Annotated in this window: 12 protein-coding genes; 7 read left to right on the top strand and 5 right to left on the bottom strand. The window is 39.5% G+C overall.

The window, feature by feature from the left end; translation table 11 throughout:
• Position 1 precedes the first annotated feature (1 nt).
• On the top strand, positions 2–1,510 hold the full coding sequence (locus ALW18_04980; protein AOE51928.1) for a malate:quinone oxidoreductase: 1,509 nt from the start codon (positions 2–4) through the stop codon (positions 1,508–1,510).
• A gap of 137 nt (positions 1,511–1,647) precedes the next feature.
• Complete coding sequence (locus ALW18_04975; protein ID AOE51927.1) at positions 1,648–2,118, top strand: hypothetical protein; 471 nt, start codon at positions 1,648–1,650, stop codon at positions 2,116–2,118.
• 210 nt (positions 2,119–2,328) lie between these two features.
• Here the strand turns inward: ALW18_04975 and ALW18_04970 are convergent, their stop codons facing one another.
• Positions 2,329–4,548: a hypothetical protein gene (locus tag ALW18_04970; protein ID AOE51926.1), complete on the bottom strand. Its 2,220-nt coding sequence runs from the start codon at positions 4,546–4,548 to the stop codon at positions 2,329–2,331.
• A 179-nt stretch (positions 4,549–4,727) separates the two neighbouring features.
• On the opposite strand from ALW18_04970, the gene ALW18_04965 reads away from it, so the two are divergent.
• The 5 genes from ALW18_04965 (at position 4,728) to ALW18_04945 (ending at position 11,737) form a co-directional block, all read left to right on the top strand.
• Positions 4,728–5,315: a peptide deformylase gene (locus tag ALW18_04965; protein ID AOE51925.1), complete on the top strand. Its 588-nt coding sequence runs from the start codon at positions 4,728–4,730 to the stop codon at positions 5,313–5,315.
• A 55-nt stretch (positions 5,316–5,370) separates the two neighbouring features.
• Positions 5,371–5,814: a hypothetical protein gene (locus ALW18_04960; protein ID AOE51924.1), complete on the top strand. Its 444-nt coding sequence runs from the start codon at positions 5,371–5,373 to the stop codon at positions 5,812–5,814.
• A gap of 79 nt (positions 5,815–5,893) precedes the next feature.
• On the top strand, positions 5,894–6,667 hold the full coding sequence (locus tag ALW18_04955; protein AOE51923.1) for a pyrophosphatase: 774 nt from the start codon (positions 5,894–5,896) through the stop codon (positions 6,665–6,667).
• A gap of 15 nt (positions 6,668–6,682) precedes the next feature.
• Entirely contained in the window at positions 6,683–7,813 is a 1,131-nt protein-coding gene (locus ALW18_04950; protein ID AOE51922.1) for a hypothetical protein, read from the top strand.
• Between the two features lie 183 nt (positions 7,814–7,996).
• Entirely contained in the window at positions 7,997–11,737 is a 3,741-nt protein-coding gene (locus ALW18_04945) for a hypothetical protein (GenBank protein ID AOE51921.1), read from the top strand.
• Between the two features lie 421 nt (positions 11,738–12,158).
• Here ALW18_04945 and ALW18_04940 read toward each other — a convergent pair whose 3' ends face one another.
• From ALW18_04940 to ALW18_04925, 4 genes are all read right to left on the bottom strand, one after another.
• Positions 12,159–14,273, bottom strand: coding sequence for a chromosome segregation protein (locus ALW18_04940; GenBank protein ID AOE51920.1), 2,115 nt, complete (start codon positions 14,271–14,273; stop codon positions 12,159–12,161).
• 138 nt (positions 14,274–14,411) lie between these two features.
• Positions 14,412–15,152, bottom strand: a complete 741-nt coding sequence (aroE, locus tag ALW18_04935) for a shikimate dehydrogenase (GenBank protein ID AOE51919.1) — start codon at positions 15,150–15,152, stop codon at positions 14,412–14,414.
• A gap of 179 nt (positions 15,153–15,331) precedes the next feature.
• Positions 15,332–16,741, bottom strand: coding sequence for a hypothetical protein (locus tag ALW18_04930; GenBank protein AOE51918.1), 1,410 nt, complete (start codon positions 16,739–16,741; stop codon positions 15,332–15,334).
• A gap of 102 nt (positions 16,742–16,843) precedes the next feature.
• Entirely contained in the window at positions 16,844–18,040 is a 1,197-nt protein-coding gene (locus tag ALW18_04925; protein ID AOE54313.1) for an aminotransferase class III, read from the bottom strand.
• Positions 18,041–18,089 lie beyond the last annotated feature (49 nt).

The raw sequence follows: 18,089 nt of genomic DNA, 5'->3' as shown, positions 1-18,089 counted from the left end.
AATGTCCACAACTATAAATCAGGAACCGGATGTGGTTCTTATAGGCGCAGGTATCATGAGCGCCACCCTTGGCATGTTCTTAAAAGAACTGATGCCGGAAGTGAAAATTGACATCTATGAAAGGCTTGATGTGGCTGCCGCTGAAAGTTCTGATGCATGGAACAATGCGGGTACAGGACACTCTGCTTTTTGTGAACTGAACTACACCCCCGAATTGCCAAACGGATCGGTTGAAACAGTAAAGGCTGTTAAGATCGCTGAGTGGTTTGAAGTATCTAAACAATTTTGGGCTTACCTTGTTGAGCAGAAGCGTATAAGCAATCCGCAGGATTTTGTAAGGAGTATTCCGCACATGAGTTTTGTATGGGGCGAAGCTAATGTTGAGTATCTTAAAAAGCGTTTTGAAGCGCTAACAAAAAATCCACTGTTCCAGGGAATGGAATATTCTGAGGATAAAACTACACTTGAATCATGGATGCCTCTTGTTATGGAGGGACGTGATAAAAATGAAGCTGTTGCTGCTACGAACATGCGCATTGGTACCGATGTTAACTTTGGCGAGCTTACAAGAGATATGTTTGCATGGCTGGGCAATCAGCCGGGAGTAAATATGTATTTTAACCACGATGTCAGCAACATTAGGCGTTCACGCAAAACCCCGAAATGGAAACTTAAGATTAAAAACCATACTACAGGCGACAAAAAACGTGTGTATGGTAAATTTGTGTTTATTGGTGCGGGCGGAGGTTCATTGCACCTGCTTGAAAAAGCCGGCATTCCTGAAGGAAATGGTTTTGGCGGATTCCCGGTGAGTGGGCAGTGGCTAAAATGCATTAATGAAGAAGTAATAGAAAAACATAACGCAAAAGTATACGGAAAAGCATCTGTAGGTGCGCCGCCAATGTCGGTACCCCATATAGATACCCGTATGATAAACGGAAAGAAAGAATTGTTGTTTGGCCCTTATGCAGGGTTTAGTACTAAATTTTTAAAACAGGGATCATACCTTGATTTGCCAACATCTATCCGTGCGAACAATATAGGGCCTATGCTTGCCGCAGGTTATCATAATATGTCGTTAACCAAATACCTTATACAGCAGGTAACACAATCTCAGGAAGACAGGCTTGAAGCATTAAGAGAGTATCTTCCGGATGCTAAAAAAGAAGACTGGGTACTGGAAACAGCGGGTCAGCGTGTACAGGTTATTAAAAAAGACGAGAAAGAGGGCGGTAAGCTTGAGTTTGGTACCGAAGTAATAAACAGTGCCGACGGTACACTTGGGGTGCTTTTAGGAGCTTCTCCCGGTGCAAGTACAGCAGTTTCGATTATGCTCGACCTTATAGAACGCTGCTTCCCCGAACAGATTAAAACCGAAGCATGGCAGCAAAAACTTAAGGAAATGATACCTTCATACGGTACACCACTTAACACCAACCCTGAACTGCTTGCAGAATTACGTAAACACTCAGATAAAATGCTTGGTTTAACTGCTGTTTTAGATAGCTAGTAATATACATAGTTTCAAATTCATAATATGCCATCCTGCGAAGGGTGGCATTTTTTGTGTTTTTATCCGTTTTACAGTTTTCCGTAGCCTACTTTGTGAAATTTTTTATAGTATTGTAGTGTAATTAAAGGCATTGCATGAAAAAAGCTTTACTTATTTTTGTATTTATGTTTGCTTTCTCCGGTTACTCACAGGCGGAAAAAGACTCCCTATTGGCAAAAGATTACAACGAAGTTTACAAGAAACTTAAGTTTATGCATTACCTCGAGGATGCTGTGCTAAATCTATATACTATGGATGAGTACGAGAGAATTGCTGTTGAAAAAACATTTCAATACTATTTGAAAAAGAATATTATTGCGAACAACCCTGTGCCATCTATAGATGTACTTAAATATCTTGAAGTATACGTGCAGAAAGATATTCCTTCTGATTCGAAATCATTTATCAGAAAGGCTAATAACGCTAATGCAAAAGCGCTTATTGAAATTACTGAGAAATATGGATATCCTTCAAAAGAGAGGATTACTAAATATGTAGGCTTTTATGATCTTCCAAGCCTGAGTATTAATTTGCGATACGCAAAAACAGGTATTTTAATGATTTGAATAAACTTCTTAAAAAAGAAGTAAAGAAAGGCAATATGAAAAAATCTGAGTATGAAATTTTTGTACAAATGGATAATAGAGAAGCATTGCCTACAGCAGAAATGTTGAAAATCTCGAAAGGGAAATTTACTATTGCCCTCGATTAAAATAAACACCAATTTCAATTTCCTTACTCCCAATCCCGTCAACATGGCGGGATATTTTTTGGAATTAGTTTTTAAGATCCAGTGTGCGGGCTGCTTTTACAATTTTTTCAGATATTCCTCCAAGCCATACCAATTGTTCTATAATCAGGTGGGCTTCTTCCATTTTAAGTCGAAATTCTTCCTCATCTGTTATATGTGCCTCTTTGAGCTCGCGGGCGCGTATGTTTTTAAGTTCGGTAAAACGTATGGCTAGCTCTTCGTTATTGGCCTGTTGGGCTTCTTCTGCCTGAACCTGCATATTTAATAACGCGATGGCATGGTCAAGGTTTTTTATAACCGTAGCTACCACTACATTAAAAGCTTCTGATGCTTTATATGTTTTATGCGACTGCGTATAGGTGCCCAATGATGCTAAAGATGAGAGCAGTGTGTGGTTTAATACCGCAAGCTTATACATTTGGTTCTGTTGCTTTTGTTTGGATTTAGGCTCTTGTGCCATACGCTGGTAAGACGACATTAAATTGCCAAGCTCTACAAATGCGTTTTTACGCGCCAGTTTGTACGAGGTGGTAACATTGCCCTTTTGGTTATAATATAGCGATATTTCGGTAAGGTAATTGCGGTTTGCTTCAATAGATTTTTTGATGAATGCCGGCATGTTTAAAAATTCCCATGAGGGCCATAAGAAGTAGTTGGCTATAAAAGCAATACCTGAACCAACTGTGGTGTCGAGTATGCGGTACTGAATCACATCGGCGATATCGGGAGTAAGTAACGCATACAAAAACACAACATATATAGTTACGAACGTGGCACCTATGCGGTAATTGATAGCGGTAAATGTAAAACCAAGTAGCATACACACAATGGCAAGCGTACCGATAATGACCGGCTGGTGCACAAAACTTAGGAATGCAAAAGCGACAATACCTCCTGTAATTGTACCTATGATCCTTTGATAAGAACGCTGTTTGGTAAGTCCGTAGCCGGGACGCATGATAACTATTATGGTAAGTAATATCCAGTATATATTTTGCAGTGGGAAAATCAAGCCTATGGCAAATCCTATGGCTATACTCATACTAAGCCTCAGCGAATGCCTGAAAATAGTAGACGAAAAGCTTAAGTTCTCTTTTAATGTATGGAAAGGGTAATATTCCGGAGTAAGGAATTTTTCAAGGTCTTTATCCCTTCCCTTCAGATCTTTAAAATTGATTTTATTGGTAAAGGCGCGCTCAATGATTTTAATCTTCTCAATTTGCTTTTCGGCATAGTGCAGCATATTGGAAAGCATCCACACACCTTCGGAAGCAGCCTCCGTGCCTAATTCTTCTTCGTAGGTATTAATGGCTTTTTCTAAAGCTTCAAGATCCTGTAAAAGCTGATGTTTAGGTGTATACTTAGTTCGGTTCTCTATGCTTTTGGATATTTTTTTAAGGGATGAAGCCAGGTTATAAGCGAGGTTTTGGTAAGTGCTTAACACCTTTGGATGCTCGCTGAACTTTTGGTGAAGCTTGCTATGGTCAAACGAAGTGGATAATGCGATCTCCAGAATTTCCATCAACGAGATGAAAACCAGTAGCATTTTACGGCTCCTGTTAGAATTTTCTGTGTTCGACCTGCTACGCATAAGCATTTCGCGCAGGTTGTCGTGCGTAAGGTTTATTTCTACCTGAAGATGCAATTGCTTTTCGACAATGGAGGCCCTGTCGGCATCTGCATTCCACAAATCACCCCTAAGTTTCATGTATTTAGCAGTAAGCTTCATACATTCTGCAATTTGCAGTTCGGTATAACGGTGCGGACTCAGGTAATTAAACGAAACGGATATAAAGGTGTAGAGCATTCCACCTGCAAACACATAGCCTGTGTAATGCAGTATTTCCCATCCGGTATGTATATGGCCTGTTGCAAGGGCGGTAGCTAAAAGGGCAGAGAACGAAACCATCGTTGCCCGTTGCCCATATACCGATATCATAGACAAGAAGAATACCAATATAAGTATTGCAGGATAAAATATATAAGGTAACGGATGTAGCAGGTTTACAAGCAATACGCAGCCGGCAACAATGGCGGCGGCGGTTAAGAGCCCTTTAGTTCTGTGTAAAAGGTTACTTGGAATGTCTGCCGGATAGGTTAAAAAAGCACCTAGCGCAATGGCAAAACCTATCTCAAAAAAGCCAAGCTGAGAAAGGATAAGTACCGGAGATGCGGCGGCAACGGTTACGATTACGGCCTTTGTAAAATTAGTACTGTCGGTAAAATTGCGTATCCTCTGGAGCATATTTGGTAACTATGAGGTAAAGGTAATGAATGTTAAAATCATTCGCCGTACGGCAGAAGCAATTCTCACAAAATTTTAGCATTTATACTGACAGTGGCAAATCATTTTAATTTATTACTTTTGCAGTCTCAAAACAGTAGTGTTTACTGTACGTTGCAAATTTTAAAAGTTACGCGATTATGATATTACCAATTGTAGGATACGGCGATCCGGTGTTACGCAAAAAAGGTGAGGAGGTAAATGAGAACCATCCTGGTCTTAAAGAAATCATTGCCAATATGTATGACACCATGTACAATGCTTATGGTGTGGGCCTTGCAGCGCCACAGGTAGGCCTTGCTATCCGTCTATTTGTTATAGATACTAGTCCGTTTAGCGATGACGAAGATCTTTCTAAAGAAGAGCAGGAGTTGCTTAAAGATTTTAAAAAGACCTTTATTAATGCTGTAATCGTAAAAGAAGAAGGTGAAGAATGGGGTTTTAACGAAGGCTGCCTTAGTATTCCTGAGGTTCGCGAAGACGTATACCGTAAAGAAAAAATTACGATAGAATATGTTGACGAAGACTTTAAAAAGCATACAGATGTATACGACGGGCTTATTGCCAGGGTAATACAGCATGAGTATGACCATATTGAGGGAATTTTGTTTACAGATAAAATATCTTCACTTAAAAAGACGTTGATTAAGAAGAAACTTCAAAATATAATGGAGGGGAAAACAAGGCCTGATTATAAAATGAAATTTATCGCCAAAAAAGGCAGATAATTTTTGTTTTTTAAGTCAAAGATTAGATATTTGCCTTCCTTAAAAAAATAACACAATGAGCATAGAGAAAATATTATCCATATCCGGAAAACCGGGACTATACGAACTTAAACTACAAACCCGTACAGGATTTGTTGCAGAATCACTTATCGACGGTAAAAAAGTGACTGTAGGTTTAAGGAGCAATGTGAGCCTTTTATCTGAAATATCAGTATACACGTATGATGGAGAGATCCGTCTTTCTGAAGTTTTCCGCGCTATTGCAGAAAAAGAAGATAATGGTCCGGCACTTTCTCATAAAGAAGACAATGCTAAGTTAGAGTCTTATTTCAGAGAAGTACTTCCTGAGTTTGATGAAGACAGGGTATATGCATCTGACATTAAAAAAATTCTTAACTGGTACGGTATGCTACAGGCTAAAGGTCTTGTAAGTAAAGACAAACCGGCTGCTGCTGTAGAAGCTCCTGCACAGGAAGAAGAAGTTAAGACCGAAGAATAGTACATTTTCTTAGTTATATAATTTATCCTGCCTTTTGTATATCAAGTGGCAGGATTTTTTATTTTTACACAAAAAAATAATGAACACAAGACAGCAGCAGCTTGATGCCTTTAACAGGCTTCTTGATATAATGGACGAGCTTCGTGAAAAATGCCCGTGGGATAAAAAGCAAACGCTGCAAAGCCTTCGCCATCTTACCATTGAAGAAACGTATGAACTTGGCGATGCCATTCTTGATAACGACCTTAATGAGGTTAAAAAGGAACTTGGCGATATATTGCTGCATATTGTTTTTTATGCTAAAATAGGAAGCGAAACTGCTGATTTTGATATTGCTGATGTTGCCAACGAAATTTGCGAAAAGCTGATACATCGCCACCCGCATATCTATGGCGATGTGGTCGTTCAGGATGAAGAAGAGGTAAAGCAAAACTGGGAAAAGCTAAAGCTAAAAGAAGGTAAAAAGTCGGTGTTGGAAGGTGTTCCTAAAAGCCTGCCTGCACTTGTTAAAGCAAGCCGTATTCAGGATAAGGCCAAAGGCGTTGGTTTTGACTGGGAAGAGCCACATCAGGTTTGGGATAAGGTTCAGGAAGAAATTGAGGAATTTCAGGAAGAGGTTAAAAATGGAGACCAGGATAAGATAGAAGCTGAGTTTGGCGACGTCTTGTTTTCGATGATCAATTACGCAAGATTTCTGAATGTAAACCCTGAAGATGCTCTTGAGCGTACCAATAAAAAATTCATTAAACGCTTTATGTATCTTGAAAGCAAAGCGTCTGAACTGGGCAAGCCCCTGGCAGATATGACGCTTGCCGAAATGGATGTTTTCTGGAACGAAGCAAAAAAACTATAGCATTATTCCCTTACTATGAATAAATCTCTAATCCTGTTTTTACTTTTTGCAGGTGTTTGTTACGGACAAAAAATTAATGTAGCCGAAGTACAACTTCGCATCAATCCGGCGGCTGCTGAAGAACTTTTCTATTGTTTTGCAGAAGGCGATAAAGTCTTGCTAAGCGTTGAGGAAGCTAATGGAAATACGATAGACGAAGTAACGGTTTTGGAGTATCCTGATGTTTATAAATATAAAGGTCATGAGGTGAAAAAGGAAAAGAATCGTGAGTTTATAATAAACCGTAAGGCGGTATATAAATTCAGGTTTAATAATACGGCAAAAGACATCCGTTTATGTAATGTAAAGATTGTTCGCGTGCCGGCTTCTAAGCAGACAGAGAATTTTGTTACTTCAGTAAAGTGGATCACAACACAGGACACGGTGTATACTTCAATCACAAAAGATGTAGTAGTAGGATACGATACTTTATATCTACAAAAAGTACGAAGGGTAACGGCATCAGAGAAAAAATATGAAGAAGTGGTACTCGATAAAAGCCAGAGAGTAGATTCTAAGGCTACGTTTGGGGAGTCGACAACGTCTATTTCGTTCTCACTTCCTGTAAATAGCATTACTAAATATGAAACTAAAAAGGTTGTAGCCTGGGCATATTGGGTAGGAGTAGGAGAGGAAAGTAATGAATTTTGGAAACAAAACCGTAAAATGATAGTGGGTGCAGTGCAAGGTGCTGCTGCATATTTTTCTACGCCTTTAGGTGGTATTGCAGCAGGTGCGCTTACGAATCTGGTGATGCCTGTAAATGGGGAAGATGTGGAATATGTAGTTTTAAACGATGCAAATAGCATGCTTTTTACACAGCAAAAAACTTATAAATCGCTGGATAGTGGTAAAGGCGTAGCGTCGTATAAAAGATTTGTAGATGCCAATGTTCTTCAGGGTAAATTTAGCATTATGCTTAATAATGACAATTATGTGCAGCCCATTGATGTAAATGTGAAAGTTTCTGCTATTATCGAGCATATAAAATATAAAGACGAGAAGTATACAGATAAAGCGATAACACCAAAGTATGAAAAGAAAATAATAAGGGAGCCTAAGATTGTTGCAAGCATGATTCCGGTGTCATCTGACGTGAAAAGATAATCATCTGATTAGTATTGTATTGAATATATTGATGTTTTAAATTTAACAATACGTTCTTAAAATTGTATTTTTTTTGTTGAAATTAGGTTTTTTGTTATAAAATCTCAAAACTTATAATTTTTTAGATAATTTGGTATTTAATTCTTAATTTTCTAAAAATTATGTTAACCTAAATTTACTTTCATGTCAAAAAAACTACCTTATTACTTATCGTGCTTAATTGCCGCCTTGTCCTTTGTGTCGGCGAGTGGGCAGGAGTACCAACCACTCCCCATAACATCGGGGTATAACGCCGACGTTATAGCCAATGGTGTGGGGTCTTCCGCAACTACAAGTACACATGGCGTTGATGCTATCTATGCTTATGTTGCTACAGATTTTAAGCCTACAGCATCAAGTCCGGCAATAAATTTTGGTGTACCTGTAAGCGGAGTTATAACTACGCTAGTCACAGGTACACAGGGTCTTACATATCAATTGGGGCCATTAAGTGGTAATAACTCTTTACGTTTAGCTAATGCAACAACCTTAACGGGAACGCTTGTACTTACAACGCCTAAACCCGTAGTTACATTATATGTACTAGGTGTAACCGGTGGCGGTAGTGGTGCTGTAAACGTTGTTGTTACTTTCACGGATGATACTACACAGGATTTTAATAATGTGAGTGTTGGTGACTGGTACTGGGGCGGAAGTGCTGCTATACAAGGCTTAGGCCGTGTTAACAGAGGTACTGACGGACTTGATGTTGATTCATCTAACCCAAGGATGTATCAAATACCTTTATCAATTACTCCGGGTAACCAGAGTAAATCTATTAAAAGTGTTAAGTTTACTAAGACGGCAGCAACTGGTGATGCAGCTACAAATATCTTCGCTTTATCAGCAGATGTAGTGCCTAGCTGTCCCGCTCCTACAAATTTAACGGCTACTGCCGGCCTTGCCAGTGCAATTATTAGCTGGACACCGGCTGTTACTACGCCGGCAGGAGGTTATGATATATATTATTCAACTGCTAATACAGCACCTACAACTACGACAACTCCTTTAGGAAATGTTGCCTCAACATCTTCAACATATTATGCTTCCGGCTTAACAGTTGGATCTCCTTATTATTTCTGGGTGAGATCGAATTGTAGTGGTACAGATAAAGGTGTATGGAGAATGGTACAAACTGCTACAGGTGTTTCTACAGAACAAACCACCTATACAGGGGGTGAAATCAGTACAAACTATAACAGTGGACCTAACGTAAATTCAGTAACAGACTGTCCTGCCAGTATGGCTATTGTAGTTCCTGCTGGATATAAAGTTGCGGGAATGAACACTACGTATACTATGACAGCCTGGAATAATGGTTACCAGTCAGAACAACGCAGTATGCTTTATAATTTAACCAATAGTGTTGGAGAAGCTTCTCTAGCTCAGGGTTCTGGTCAATCTGGTACCTATAGCTATAACCGTTCAGGAATTAATATTGCTAATGATCTAACAGGAACTATCAACATTCAGATGAGAGCATGGAGAACATGGCAGGGTGGTGAGCCAAACTGTAGTGTTACATATAACAAAGTAGACGCAGGTACGTGGAAAATAAGACTTACACTTGCACCTGCTGCAACGTGTGTGGCTCCTCCTGCTCCGGTAGCCGGAACTCAGTCAATTTGTCCCGGATCTGTTGTTGGGCAATTAAGTGTTACGGGCGTACCTAATACTTATTTTAGATGGTATACTACGGCTTCAGGCGGTACAGAAATACCTTATTCTACACTTGTAGTGTCAGGAAACTATTATGTATCTCAGGTTACAGGTACTTGTGAAGGTCCGAGAACAGGACCCGTTGCTGTAACAGTTGAACCTACACCGGTTCCTACATCTGGTCCAATCGCTATTTGTGGACTTTCTAAAGTTCAGGATCTTACTGTTAACGGATCTTTTGGTTCTACCTTAAATTGGTATGATGCAGAAAACGATAGTACTCCATTGGCAGGTACAACGCCATTGGTTACTAAAACATATTACGTGTCTCAGACAGTAGCAGGTTGCGAAAGTGTAAGACTTGCAGTTGCTGTAACTGTAGATACTATTCCACTTCCTGTAGCGACAGATCAGTTTTTCTGTTCTTCAGCAACAGTGGGTAACTTGCTAGTTTCTGGTGAAACAGGTGGTGTTTTCAAATGGTACGCTGCTGCAGATGGTGGCACTGCTTTAGCATCTACAGATGCAATAGGTACTGCTACATATTATGTAACTCAAACGCTAAGAGGTTGTGAAAGTGCTAGAAAACCGGTTATTGCAACTATCGGTACAATTGTTAATCCTACGGTTTACGCGCAGGAGCTTTGTGCAGGTTCTACAGTAGCTGATCTTGAGGCTTTTGGTGGTGCTACAGCAACTTTCAAATGGTTTGCTACTGCCGATGCTACAACACAACTTGATGCTGCAACAGTGGTTGAATCTGGTACATATTATGTATCTCAACAAATGGGAGATTGTGAAAGCGGTAGATCTGCACACACTGTAACTATAAATAATGTAGGTCTTCCGGTAATTGAAAATCAGACTTTATGTGCTGCATCAACAGTAGCAGCATTAGAAGCTGATGTTTCTGAAGAAGATACAGTGAACTGGTATGCTACAGAAGAAAGTACTATAAAATTATCTCCAAATGCATTACTTGAAACAGGTACTTATTTTGCTGCATTACAGCATAATGATTGTGAAGGTGCAAAAGTTGCTGTAGAGGTAACAATTAATGAGCCTACTCCGGCTCCGGCGGTTACAAGTGTTTCTGTATGTGTAAATTCAACTGTAGCAGATCTTGACCCTCAGTATGCTGAAGGTGTTACTGCTAAATGGTATGCTACGGCTACTTCAATTAATCCATTAGCAAGCACAGTTGCTGTGTCTGCAGGTACATTATATCTTTCTCAGACTATTGCCGGCTGCGAAGGTCCAAGAGCGGCCGTTGCTATAATAATATCTGTAATACCGGCTCCTGTAAGTGGTGAGCAAACAGCATGTAACGGTTCTACATTTGGTGATGTAACTGTTGAAGGTGCTGAAGGTGCTACATTTAAATGGTATGGTTCTGAAATTGGAACAGATCTATTTGAAAGTACTTCAGAAGTAATTTCGGGTACATATTATGTGTCTCAGGTGGTAAACGGTTGTGAAGGCGCGAGAAGCCAGATCGTATTAACTACTTCGGCAATTACAATACCATCTCCGGAATCTTTACAGGATTTCTGTGGAAGTGCAGTAGTTGGAGATCTTGATGCAGGACTTTCTGAAAACGCTACAGCTAATTGGTATGATGCTAATAGCCAACCATTAACTTTAGATACTCCGCTTGTTAACGGAACTTATATACTAACGCAAAGCATTGGTATTTGCGAAAGTGAACTTACAGCGGTATTGGTTACTATCAACCCGATCCCTGCTGCTCCAACAGGTAGCGCTCAACAAGACTTTATTTTTGGAGATAACTTAAGCCATTTTGATATCGATGCTACAGAAGGTGCTACTATTAAATGGTACATCCTTGTAGATGGTGAATGGCAAAGTATTCCTAACGGAAGTATCCTTGTTGATGGTAATACTTATGGTGTTAGCCAGACAATTAACGGTTGCGAAGGTCCTAAATTTTCTATCGAAGCAAATCTGGTATTAGGTACTGATACTTTTGATATTAAAAATCTTGTAGTATATCCTAACCCTTCTTCTGATATTGTTAATGTAGAAGCTAACGAAACTATAGCTCAGGTATCTGTATTTAACCTTCTTGGACAGGAAGTTATCCGCCAAGATGTTAACGGTACTAAAGGTAATGTGAACATTGCTTCACTACCTCAGGCTACTTATGTTATGCAGATTAAAACTGAAGGTGGTGCTACTGCAACACTTAAAGTTGTAAAACGATAAGCAATTAGGTTGATACTAAAAGCCCCCGCTATTGCGGGGGCTTTTTTATTTAGAAGCAGATTGTGTTTCTGCTGGTGGAGAATATTTATTATTCCATAGCGTCTCAGGTTTAGTATAGGCGAAAGTTCCAGCCCTTTTTTTGTCAGGTGGTACTCAAACCGCAGTGAAATTTCTTTACATGTTATAGACATATTTACGGTATTGCAGAAAGATCTACACACAATCAGGGGTTGAAAATTACCTTATCCTTATCACAGCCGATCATATTCCGTTTCCGGGATTGGGGAGATTAAAGAAATCTGACGAAGGCTATAATTGGATTCCTGTAAATTTTAGCGGTACAGAAAATACCAAGTAGTCCATATAAACAAAAAACCATTCGCTATAGCGAAAGGCTTTTATATTTTTTGAGTGAAGACTATTATTCTCCCTGTTGCTGCTGTTGCTTAAGTGTTCTAATCTGTTTAAGCTTGTCTTTCCAGGTTTTAAGTTCTTCCTTATGACGCTCAATGCTTTTCTGAACCTCTTTTACAAAAGGGTTGTCACCTTTTGCATTAGAGATAAATTGTATGTTGTTTTCAAGCTGGAATATCTCACCCTGAACTTCATCAATTTTACGCATAATGAACAATTGCTCATTTTCAAGTCTTCTGCTATCGTCACCTTCTGCAAGTTGCTCTAAGCGGTTGTTAAACCTAACCATATCGGTTTCTTTCTTGGAAAGACTTAGTTTGTCAAAAAGGGCATCCAGTATTTTGTTGAATTTACCCTCAATATGCCTTCTTGCCTGCGGAACACGGCCCAGGCCTTTCCAGTTCTCTATGTGTTTTTTAATAGCATCAAGGTCGGTTTTATGATCGCCTGTAAGTTCAAATTCCTTAAGGTTTTCAAGGTATTCTTTTTTCTTTTCAAAAGCTTCTAGCTCATCTTTGTTTGCTTCATTACGCTGCGCATGCAGCCTGTCAAAGAAATGATTACATGCAGCTTTAAAATCTTTCCAAACACTGTCAGAATATTTCCTTGGTACATGGCCAATGGTTTTCCATTCCTCCTGAATTTGCTTCATGATCTGTGTAGTGCCTGCAAAATCTTCGCTATCCTGTAGCGACCTTGCTTTTTCTACCAATGCCTGTTTCCTGTTAAGGTTATCCTGCTGGTCTTTTTTAATGTCTTTGTAGAAAGAGTTCTTAACAGTATTAAAGTTCCTTACCGAAGCTTTAAACGCAGCCCAGGTTTCTTCATTAACTTCTGCCGGAACTTTCCCAGCTTTAAAAAATTGCTCCCTTAAAGCTTCAATACGGTCTATTTGTCCCTGCCATGCGTTATGAGCAGTAATTTTCTCTTCTGAAATTGCATCTATCTGAGCAATAATCTCTTTTTTTCTTGAAAGGTTATCTTCTTCAAGTTCTTTGCTTTTTGCAACAAGTGCCTCGCGTTTATCATGAAGTTGTTTGGTAAGTTCGCTAAAGCGGTTCCATATTTCTTCACGGTGATCGCGTGATACAGGTCCTATTTCTTCTTTCCAGATTTTATGAAGCGCCTGTAATTCACGGAAAGCTTTGTTTACATCCGGTTCCTGAACAAGTTCTTCAACACGCGCAACGATTTTTTGTTTTTGCTCAAGGTTATGTTTAAAGTCCATATCCCTTGCTTCCCTGTCTAGGTGCAGGTGATCGTAAAAACGCTCTATATGGAAATGGAAATTATTCCATACGTGATTGTATTTATCACGCGGAATAGGACCCGCATTTTTCCAGCGCTCACGAAGCTCGCTAACATGCTTAAGGGCATCTTTAATATTTTCTTCGCCATCAACAAGGCTTTTCAACTCCTCTATAATTGCAACCCTGTTTTCAAGGTTACCCTTAAGATCTGTCTGTACCTTTTTAAAGTGCGTATTTTTCTTGTCCCTGTACTGGTTGTAAAGAGCATCAAATTTAGCTTTAAGCGGGAAGTGGTATTCAAAATCAGTAGTGTCGCCATTGTTTTCATGGCTAAACTCGTCTTTTTTCTCCTCTATAAAGTGATTGTATTTAGAATAAAATTCTTTTCTTATTTCTTCAACATGGTCTTTAACCGACATTACTTTTTCTACAGCTGCAAATTTTTCAAGTTCTGTAGTAAGCTCTTCCATGGAAAGCTCTTCGTAGTTTTGCATCGGTATATCGTGCCTATCTGATAATGAGTCGTCTTCACCTTCTTCTGCATTGCTGTCTTCAATAGATTCAACAGCCGATCTTTTCTTCTCCTCAGCAGGAACTTCAGCGGTTTCAGCGGCAACTTCGTCAGCCTTTGTTTCATCGGCAACTACAACAGGTGCAATGGCGTCATCTATAGGCTCGTCAGCTACTTTGGCCGATTCCAGTATTTCTTTAGGTGCAAAAGGTAACTGGCCTTCTGTTTCGTGCACAAGTGGTGCATCGCCATTTTCAATTGTGTCGTTTTCAGGTGAATAATCGGTATGTAAGGTACCGTTCACTTCGTTTACTTGCTCTCCATCTGCTTGGTGCAGGTTATCATTCTTTTCTTCTAACATCGTAAAAATGCTTAAGGGATTAATAGCTTTATTGCCGAAAGGTACTAAAGTCAGTTTAAAATTCAAAGAAAAACATTAATTTCTAAATGATTGGATAGTAATTTCAGATATAAATAATGATTTATTAAAAGTAAGGTATTACTGCCTGTTCCATATTTCCCATGCCTTCTCTGCCTGGTGTAACAGCATGTCGTAGCCGTTCTTAATAACAGCCCCATTTTGGGCTGCACGCTTTAAAAATTCGGTTTCCGCAGGGTTGTATACCAGGTCAAATGCAATGTGCTTATTCGTAAATAAACTGTAGTCAATGGGCGGACATTCATCTATATTAGGGAATGTGCCCAGTGGAGTAGTGTTTATGATTATCTGATATTCGTTAAAAATGTCTTCATTAAGGTCTTCGTAGGCATAAATAACATCGGTGGCAGTTCTTGAAACAAAGTCGTATTCAATTTTCAACCTGCGCAAAGCAAACGCAATTCCTTTCGATGCGCCTCCGGTACCCAGAATCAACGCTTTTTTATGATGCGGTAAAAGTAGGGGGGTCAATGCCTTTCTAAAACCGTAATGATCAGTATTGTAGCCTTTAGTTCCTTTTTTGGTAACAACGATTGTGTTTACAGCTCCGATAACAGAAGCGGTTTTAGAAACCTTATCCAATAAGGGGATAACCGCTTCTTTATACGGAATAGTCACGTTGAGCCCTTTTAGCCGTTTTGTTTTCTCTATTATTTCCGATAACTGTGATATGTCTGCAATATCAAAATTGGTATAGGTATAATTTTTAAGTGCAAGTTTTTCGAACTTGTCTTTAAAATAACCCGCCGAAAACGAGTAGCTTATATTGCGGCCTATTAGGCCAAAACGTTTTGATTTCAAATTAGGTAATTATTACAGGTCTAATATAAGATGATCTTGTAGTTACACTATATTTACTCGGGGTTTCCATTTTGGAGACGATTGTGATGTTCGCATCCCCAATAAGATACATTCATTTCATAAAAATAAAAAAACCTGACCACATTTCTATGATCAGGTTAAAATATTATAAGGTAAAATTATTTAGTGTCGTTTCGCTTCTCTTGCTTTTTAATCGCATCCTGAACGATGTCAGAATACCATATCGCGGGGAAGTACTCTTCAATAAGCGTGTGGTGCTTAAAGCCAAGCCTTAGTCCGTTGCTTAGGTGAAAAACAGCTTTGTCTTCTTCCTGCTGCATGAAATATAATCCTGCAAGGCGATATTCTATCTCATACTCTTCAGGGAAATATTCCGATGCCTGAAGCAGTGTCGTGATAGCCGTGTCATACTCTCCAAGGGTTACAAGTGTATCAGTCCAGAACAGCCAGGTATCAAGCTGGTAATCACCAAACTCTACTGCTTTACGGTATCCCTCCTCAGCCTCTTCGTGAAAGCTCAGTGCTTTGTTGATGATGGCATAGCGCTTCCAATAAAGTTTATTCTCGTTATCAATACCAATAGCTTTGTTTACATAGTAAAGGGCTTTCTGGTAATTTTTACGGCGAATGTAAAAATCTGTAATCGCTATCCATGCTTTGTCCAGCAATGGGTCTTCATGAACTGTTTTAAGGTAAAACTTAAGTGCCTGCTCAAAATTACCTAAACGCTCGTGGCATTTACCAACGCGCAATAGGGCAAAAGAGGTAGGGTCGTCAAGTTCCATTGTTGCGTTATAGCCTTCAATAGCTTCCTCGTAACGTTTCAGTTTTTCAAGTGTCTTTGCTTTTTCAAGAAAAGCCCCAAGGAAACTGTCGTCAATAAGGGTAGCATAATCAAATGCGCGTAACGCCCCTTCATAATCTTTAATGGCGTAGTACTGTCTTCCAAGCTGATGCCATGCGACTTCGCTATACGGGTTTTTATCAATAAATCCGTTAAGGAAATCTATGGCTTCAAGATTTTGGTCTAGAAAGTCAAAACAGTAAACTACATTATATAGTGCAGAGTGGTCTTCGGTGTCTTCGTCAAGGCATTTGATGAAGTTGTCCCTTGCCAGCTCTAAATTGTCCATAAACAGGTACTCCATACCAATTAAGGAATATACATCGGCGAAATCGTCTGTATATTTAAGGGCAATTTCCAAAAGCTCTACGGCTTTATCATGTTGGTCCCTTTTAGAGTAAATATTTGCTTTTTGTATGTATATTTCCTCGTTAGTAGGCTCAATGGCGTATAAGTCATTCAATAATCTTTCGGCTTGATCAAGCTTATCGTCAAAAACAAGAAGCTCAACCTGTACTAATTTTAAACCTGTTGACCTGGGATGTTGTTCCAGGCCTAGTTTTAAGGCCTTTTTAGCTAAATTGATTTTTCCGGTGTCGAGGTAGTGAAGAATAATGTCCTCGAACTCTTCAGAGTCAAAGAATAGGACTTTGTTGGTTTTCAACATCGACTCAAACTTTGATAAGGATAAACTGTAATCTTCTTCTTCGTGGCTCAAATTCATACTCAATTGTTTAAAATTATCCTTCTTAAAGTTACGAAATGTAACGGTGAAAAGGAAATAATTTAGATTTCTTTTGAACAATTTAATTAACAAATATTATTGTTAATTATTGTGTTGCTCGGCAAGAATCTCATTCATAACTTCAATAATAATGCCACATCCTTCTGCAATCTCTTCTTCGCTAATAGTAAGGGGAGGAGTTATCCTTATAGCTTTGCCTTCAAACAGCAGCCAGAATAAAATAAGACCTTTTTCCTGTGCGCGAAGTATTACTTTATTTGTAATTTCGGCGTCTGGGGTCATAGCAGCAAGCATTAGCCCTTCGCCGCGTACATCTTCTATTAATGGATGTACAAGCAGTTTCCTGAATAATTTTTCCTTTTCCAGCGCCTGCGCCATTATGTCAGTCTCTAACAGTTCCTGCAACGTTGCAAGGCAGGCAGCAGCAATAACAGGATGTCCGCCAAAAGTTGTTATGTGTCCCAGTTTCGGGTCGTGGCTCAACAGATCCATCATTTTTTCAGATGCTGTAAATGCACCAACCGGCATTCCGCCGCCCATTCCTTTACCCATAACGACAACATCGGGCACTATATCGTAATTCTGGAACCCGAATAACTTACCCGTACGTCCAAAGCCCGGTTGTATCTCGTCAAGGATCATTATGGCTCCAACTTCGTCGCAACGCTGCCTTACTTTTTTAAGGAAGTCGTTATATGGCTGTATAAAGCCTGCACCGCCCTGAATGGTTTCAAGGATGATACCTGCTGTTTTGGTAGTTATCTTTTGCAGATCTTCTTCATTGTTGAAAGTAATAAAGTCAACGTCAGGTATCAATGGGCGGAATATTTGTTTACGCTCCTCAAAGCCCATTACGCTCATAGATCCCATAGTGTTACCATGATACGCATTGAAACACGAAATAAGCTGACTTCTTCCGGTAACCCTTCGTGCCAGTTTTAAAGCGCCTTCTGTAGCTTCCGTACCCGAATTCACAAGATACGTCTTATTAAGCTGGGGAGGCATATTTTCTGCAAGTAACCTGCAAAGTTCGGTAGCAGGATGTTGCGCATATTCGCCATACACCATTACGTGGCTGTATTTGTTCAGCTGGTCTATAATAGCCTGGTTGACCCTTGGTGACTGATGTCCCAGCGTTGTAGCCGAAACGCCGGCTACAAAGTCAAGGTATTTTTTATCTTTTGTGTCGTATATATAAGAGCCTTTTGCATGAGACACTTCCATGCCCAATGGATAAGGGGAAGTTTGCGCCTGGTACTTTAAAAAATCGTTGATCATTGTGTATGCTATAGTAGAGATCGTCTTTTCCGTGACTAGATGACCTAAA

Origin of the sequence: Flavobacterium psychrophilum (genome assembly GCA_001708385.1) — a bacterium.
Classification (GTDB): Bacteria; Bacteroidota; Bacteroidia; order Flavobacteriales; family Flavobacteriaceae; genus Flavobacterium; species Flavobacterium psychrophilum_A.
The sequence above is the reverse complement of the archived record's forward strand: the minus strand, read 5'-3'. Positions and strand labels throughout refer to the sequence as shown.

Excerpts from the sequence above, each read along its gene's own strand:
- ALW18_04980 (AOE51928.1), top strand. The coding sequence starts at position 2 with ATGTCCACAACTATAAATCAGGAACCGGATGTGGTTCTTATAGGCGCA.
- ALW18_04975 (AOE51927.1), top strand. The coding sequence starts at position 1,648 with ATGAAAAAAGCTTTACTTATTTTTGTATTTATGTTTGCTTTCTCCGGT.
- ALW18_04970 (AOE51926.1), bottom strand. The coding sequence starts at position 4,548 with ATGCTCCAGAGGATACGCAATTTTACCGACAGTACTAATTTTACAAAG.
- ALW18_04965 (AOE51925.1), top strand. The coding sequence starts at position 4,728 with ATGATATTACCAATTGTAGGATACGGCGATCCGGTGTTACGCAAAAAA.
- ALW18_04960 (AOE51924.1), top strand. The coding sequence starts at position 5,371 with ATGAGCATAGAGAAAATATTATCCATATCCGGAAAACCGGGACTATAC.
- ALW18_04955 (AOE51923.1), top strand. The coding sequence starts at position 5,894 with ATGAACACAAGACAGCAGCAGCTTGATGCCTTTAACAGGCTTCTTGAT.
- ALW18_04950 (AOE51922.1), top strand. The coding sequence starts at position 6,683 with ATGAATAAATCTCTAATCCTGTTTTTACTTTTTGCAGGTGTTTGTTAC.
- ALW18_04945 (AOE51921.1), top strand. The coding sequence starts at position 7,997 with ATGTCAAAAAAACTACCTTATTACTTATCGTGCTTAATTGCCGCCTTG.
- ALW18_04940 (AOE51920.1), bottom strand. The coding sequence starts at position 14,273 with ATGTTAGAAGAAAAGAATGATAACCTGCACCAAGCAGATGGAGAGCAA.
- ALW18_04930 (AOE51918.1), bottom strand. The coding sequence starts at position 16,741 with ATGAATTTGAGCCACGAAGAAGAAGATTACAGTTTATCCTTATCAAAG.
- ALW18_04925 (AOE54313.1), bottom strand. The coding sequence starts at position 18,040 with ATGATCAACGATTTTTTAAAGTACCAGGCGCAAACTTCCCCTTATCCA.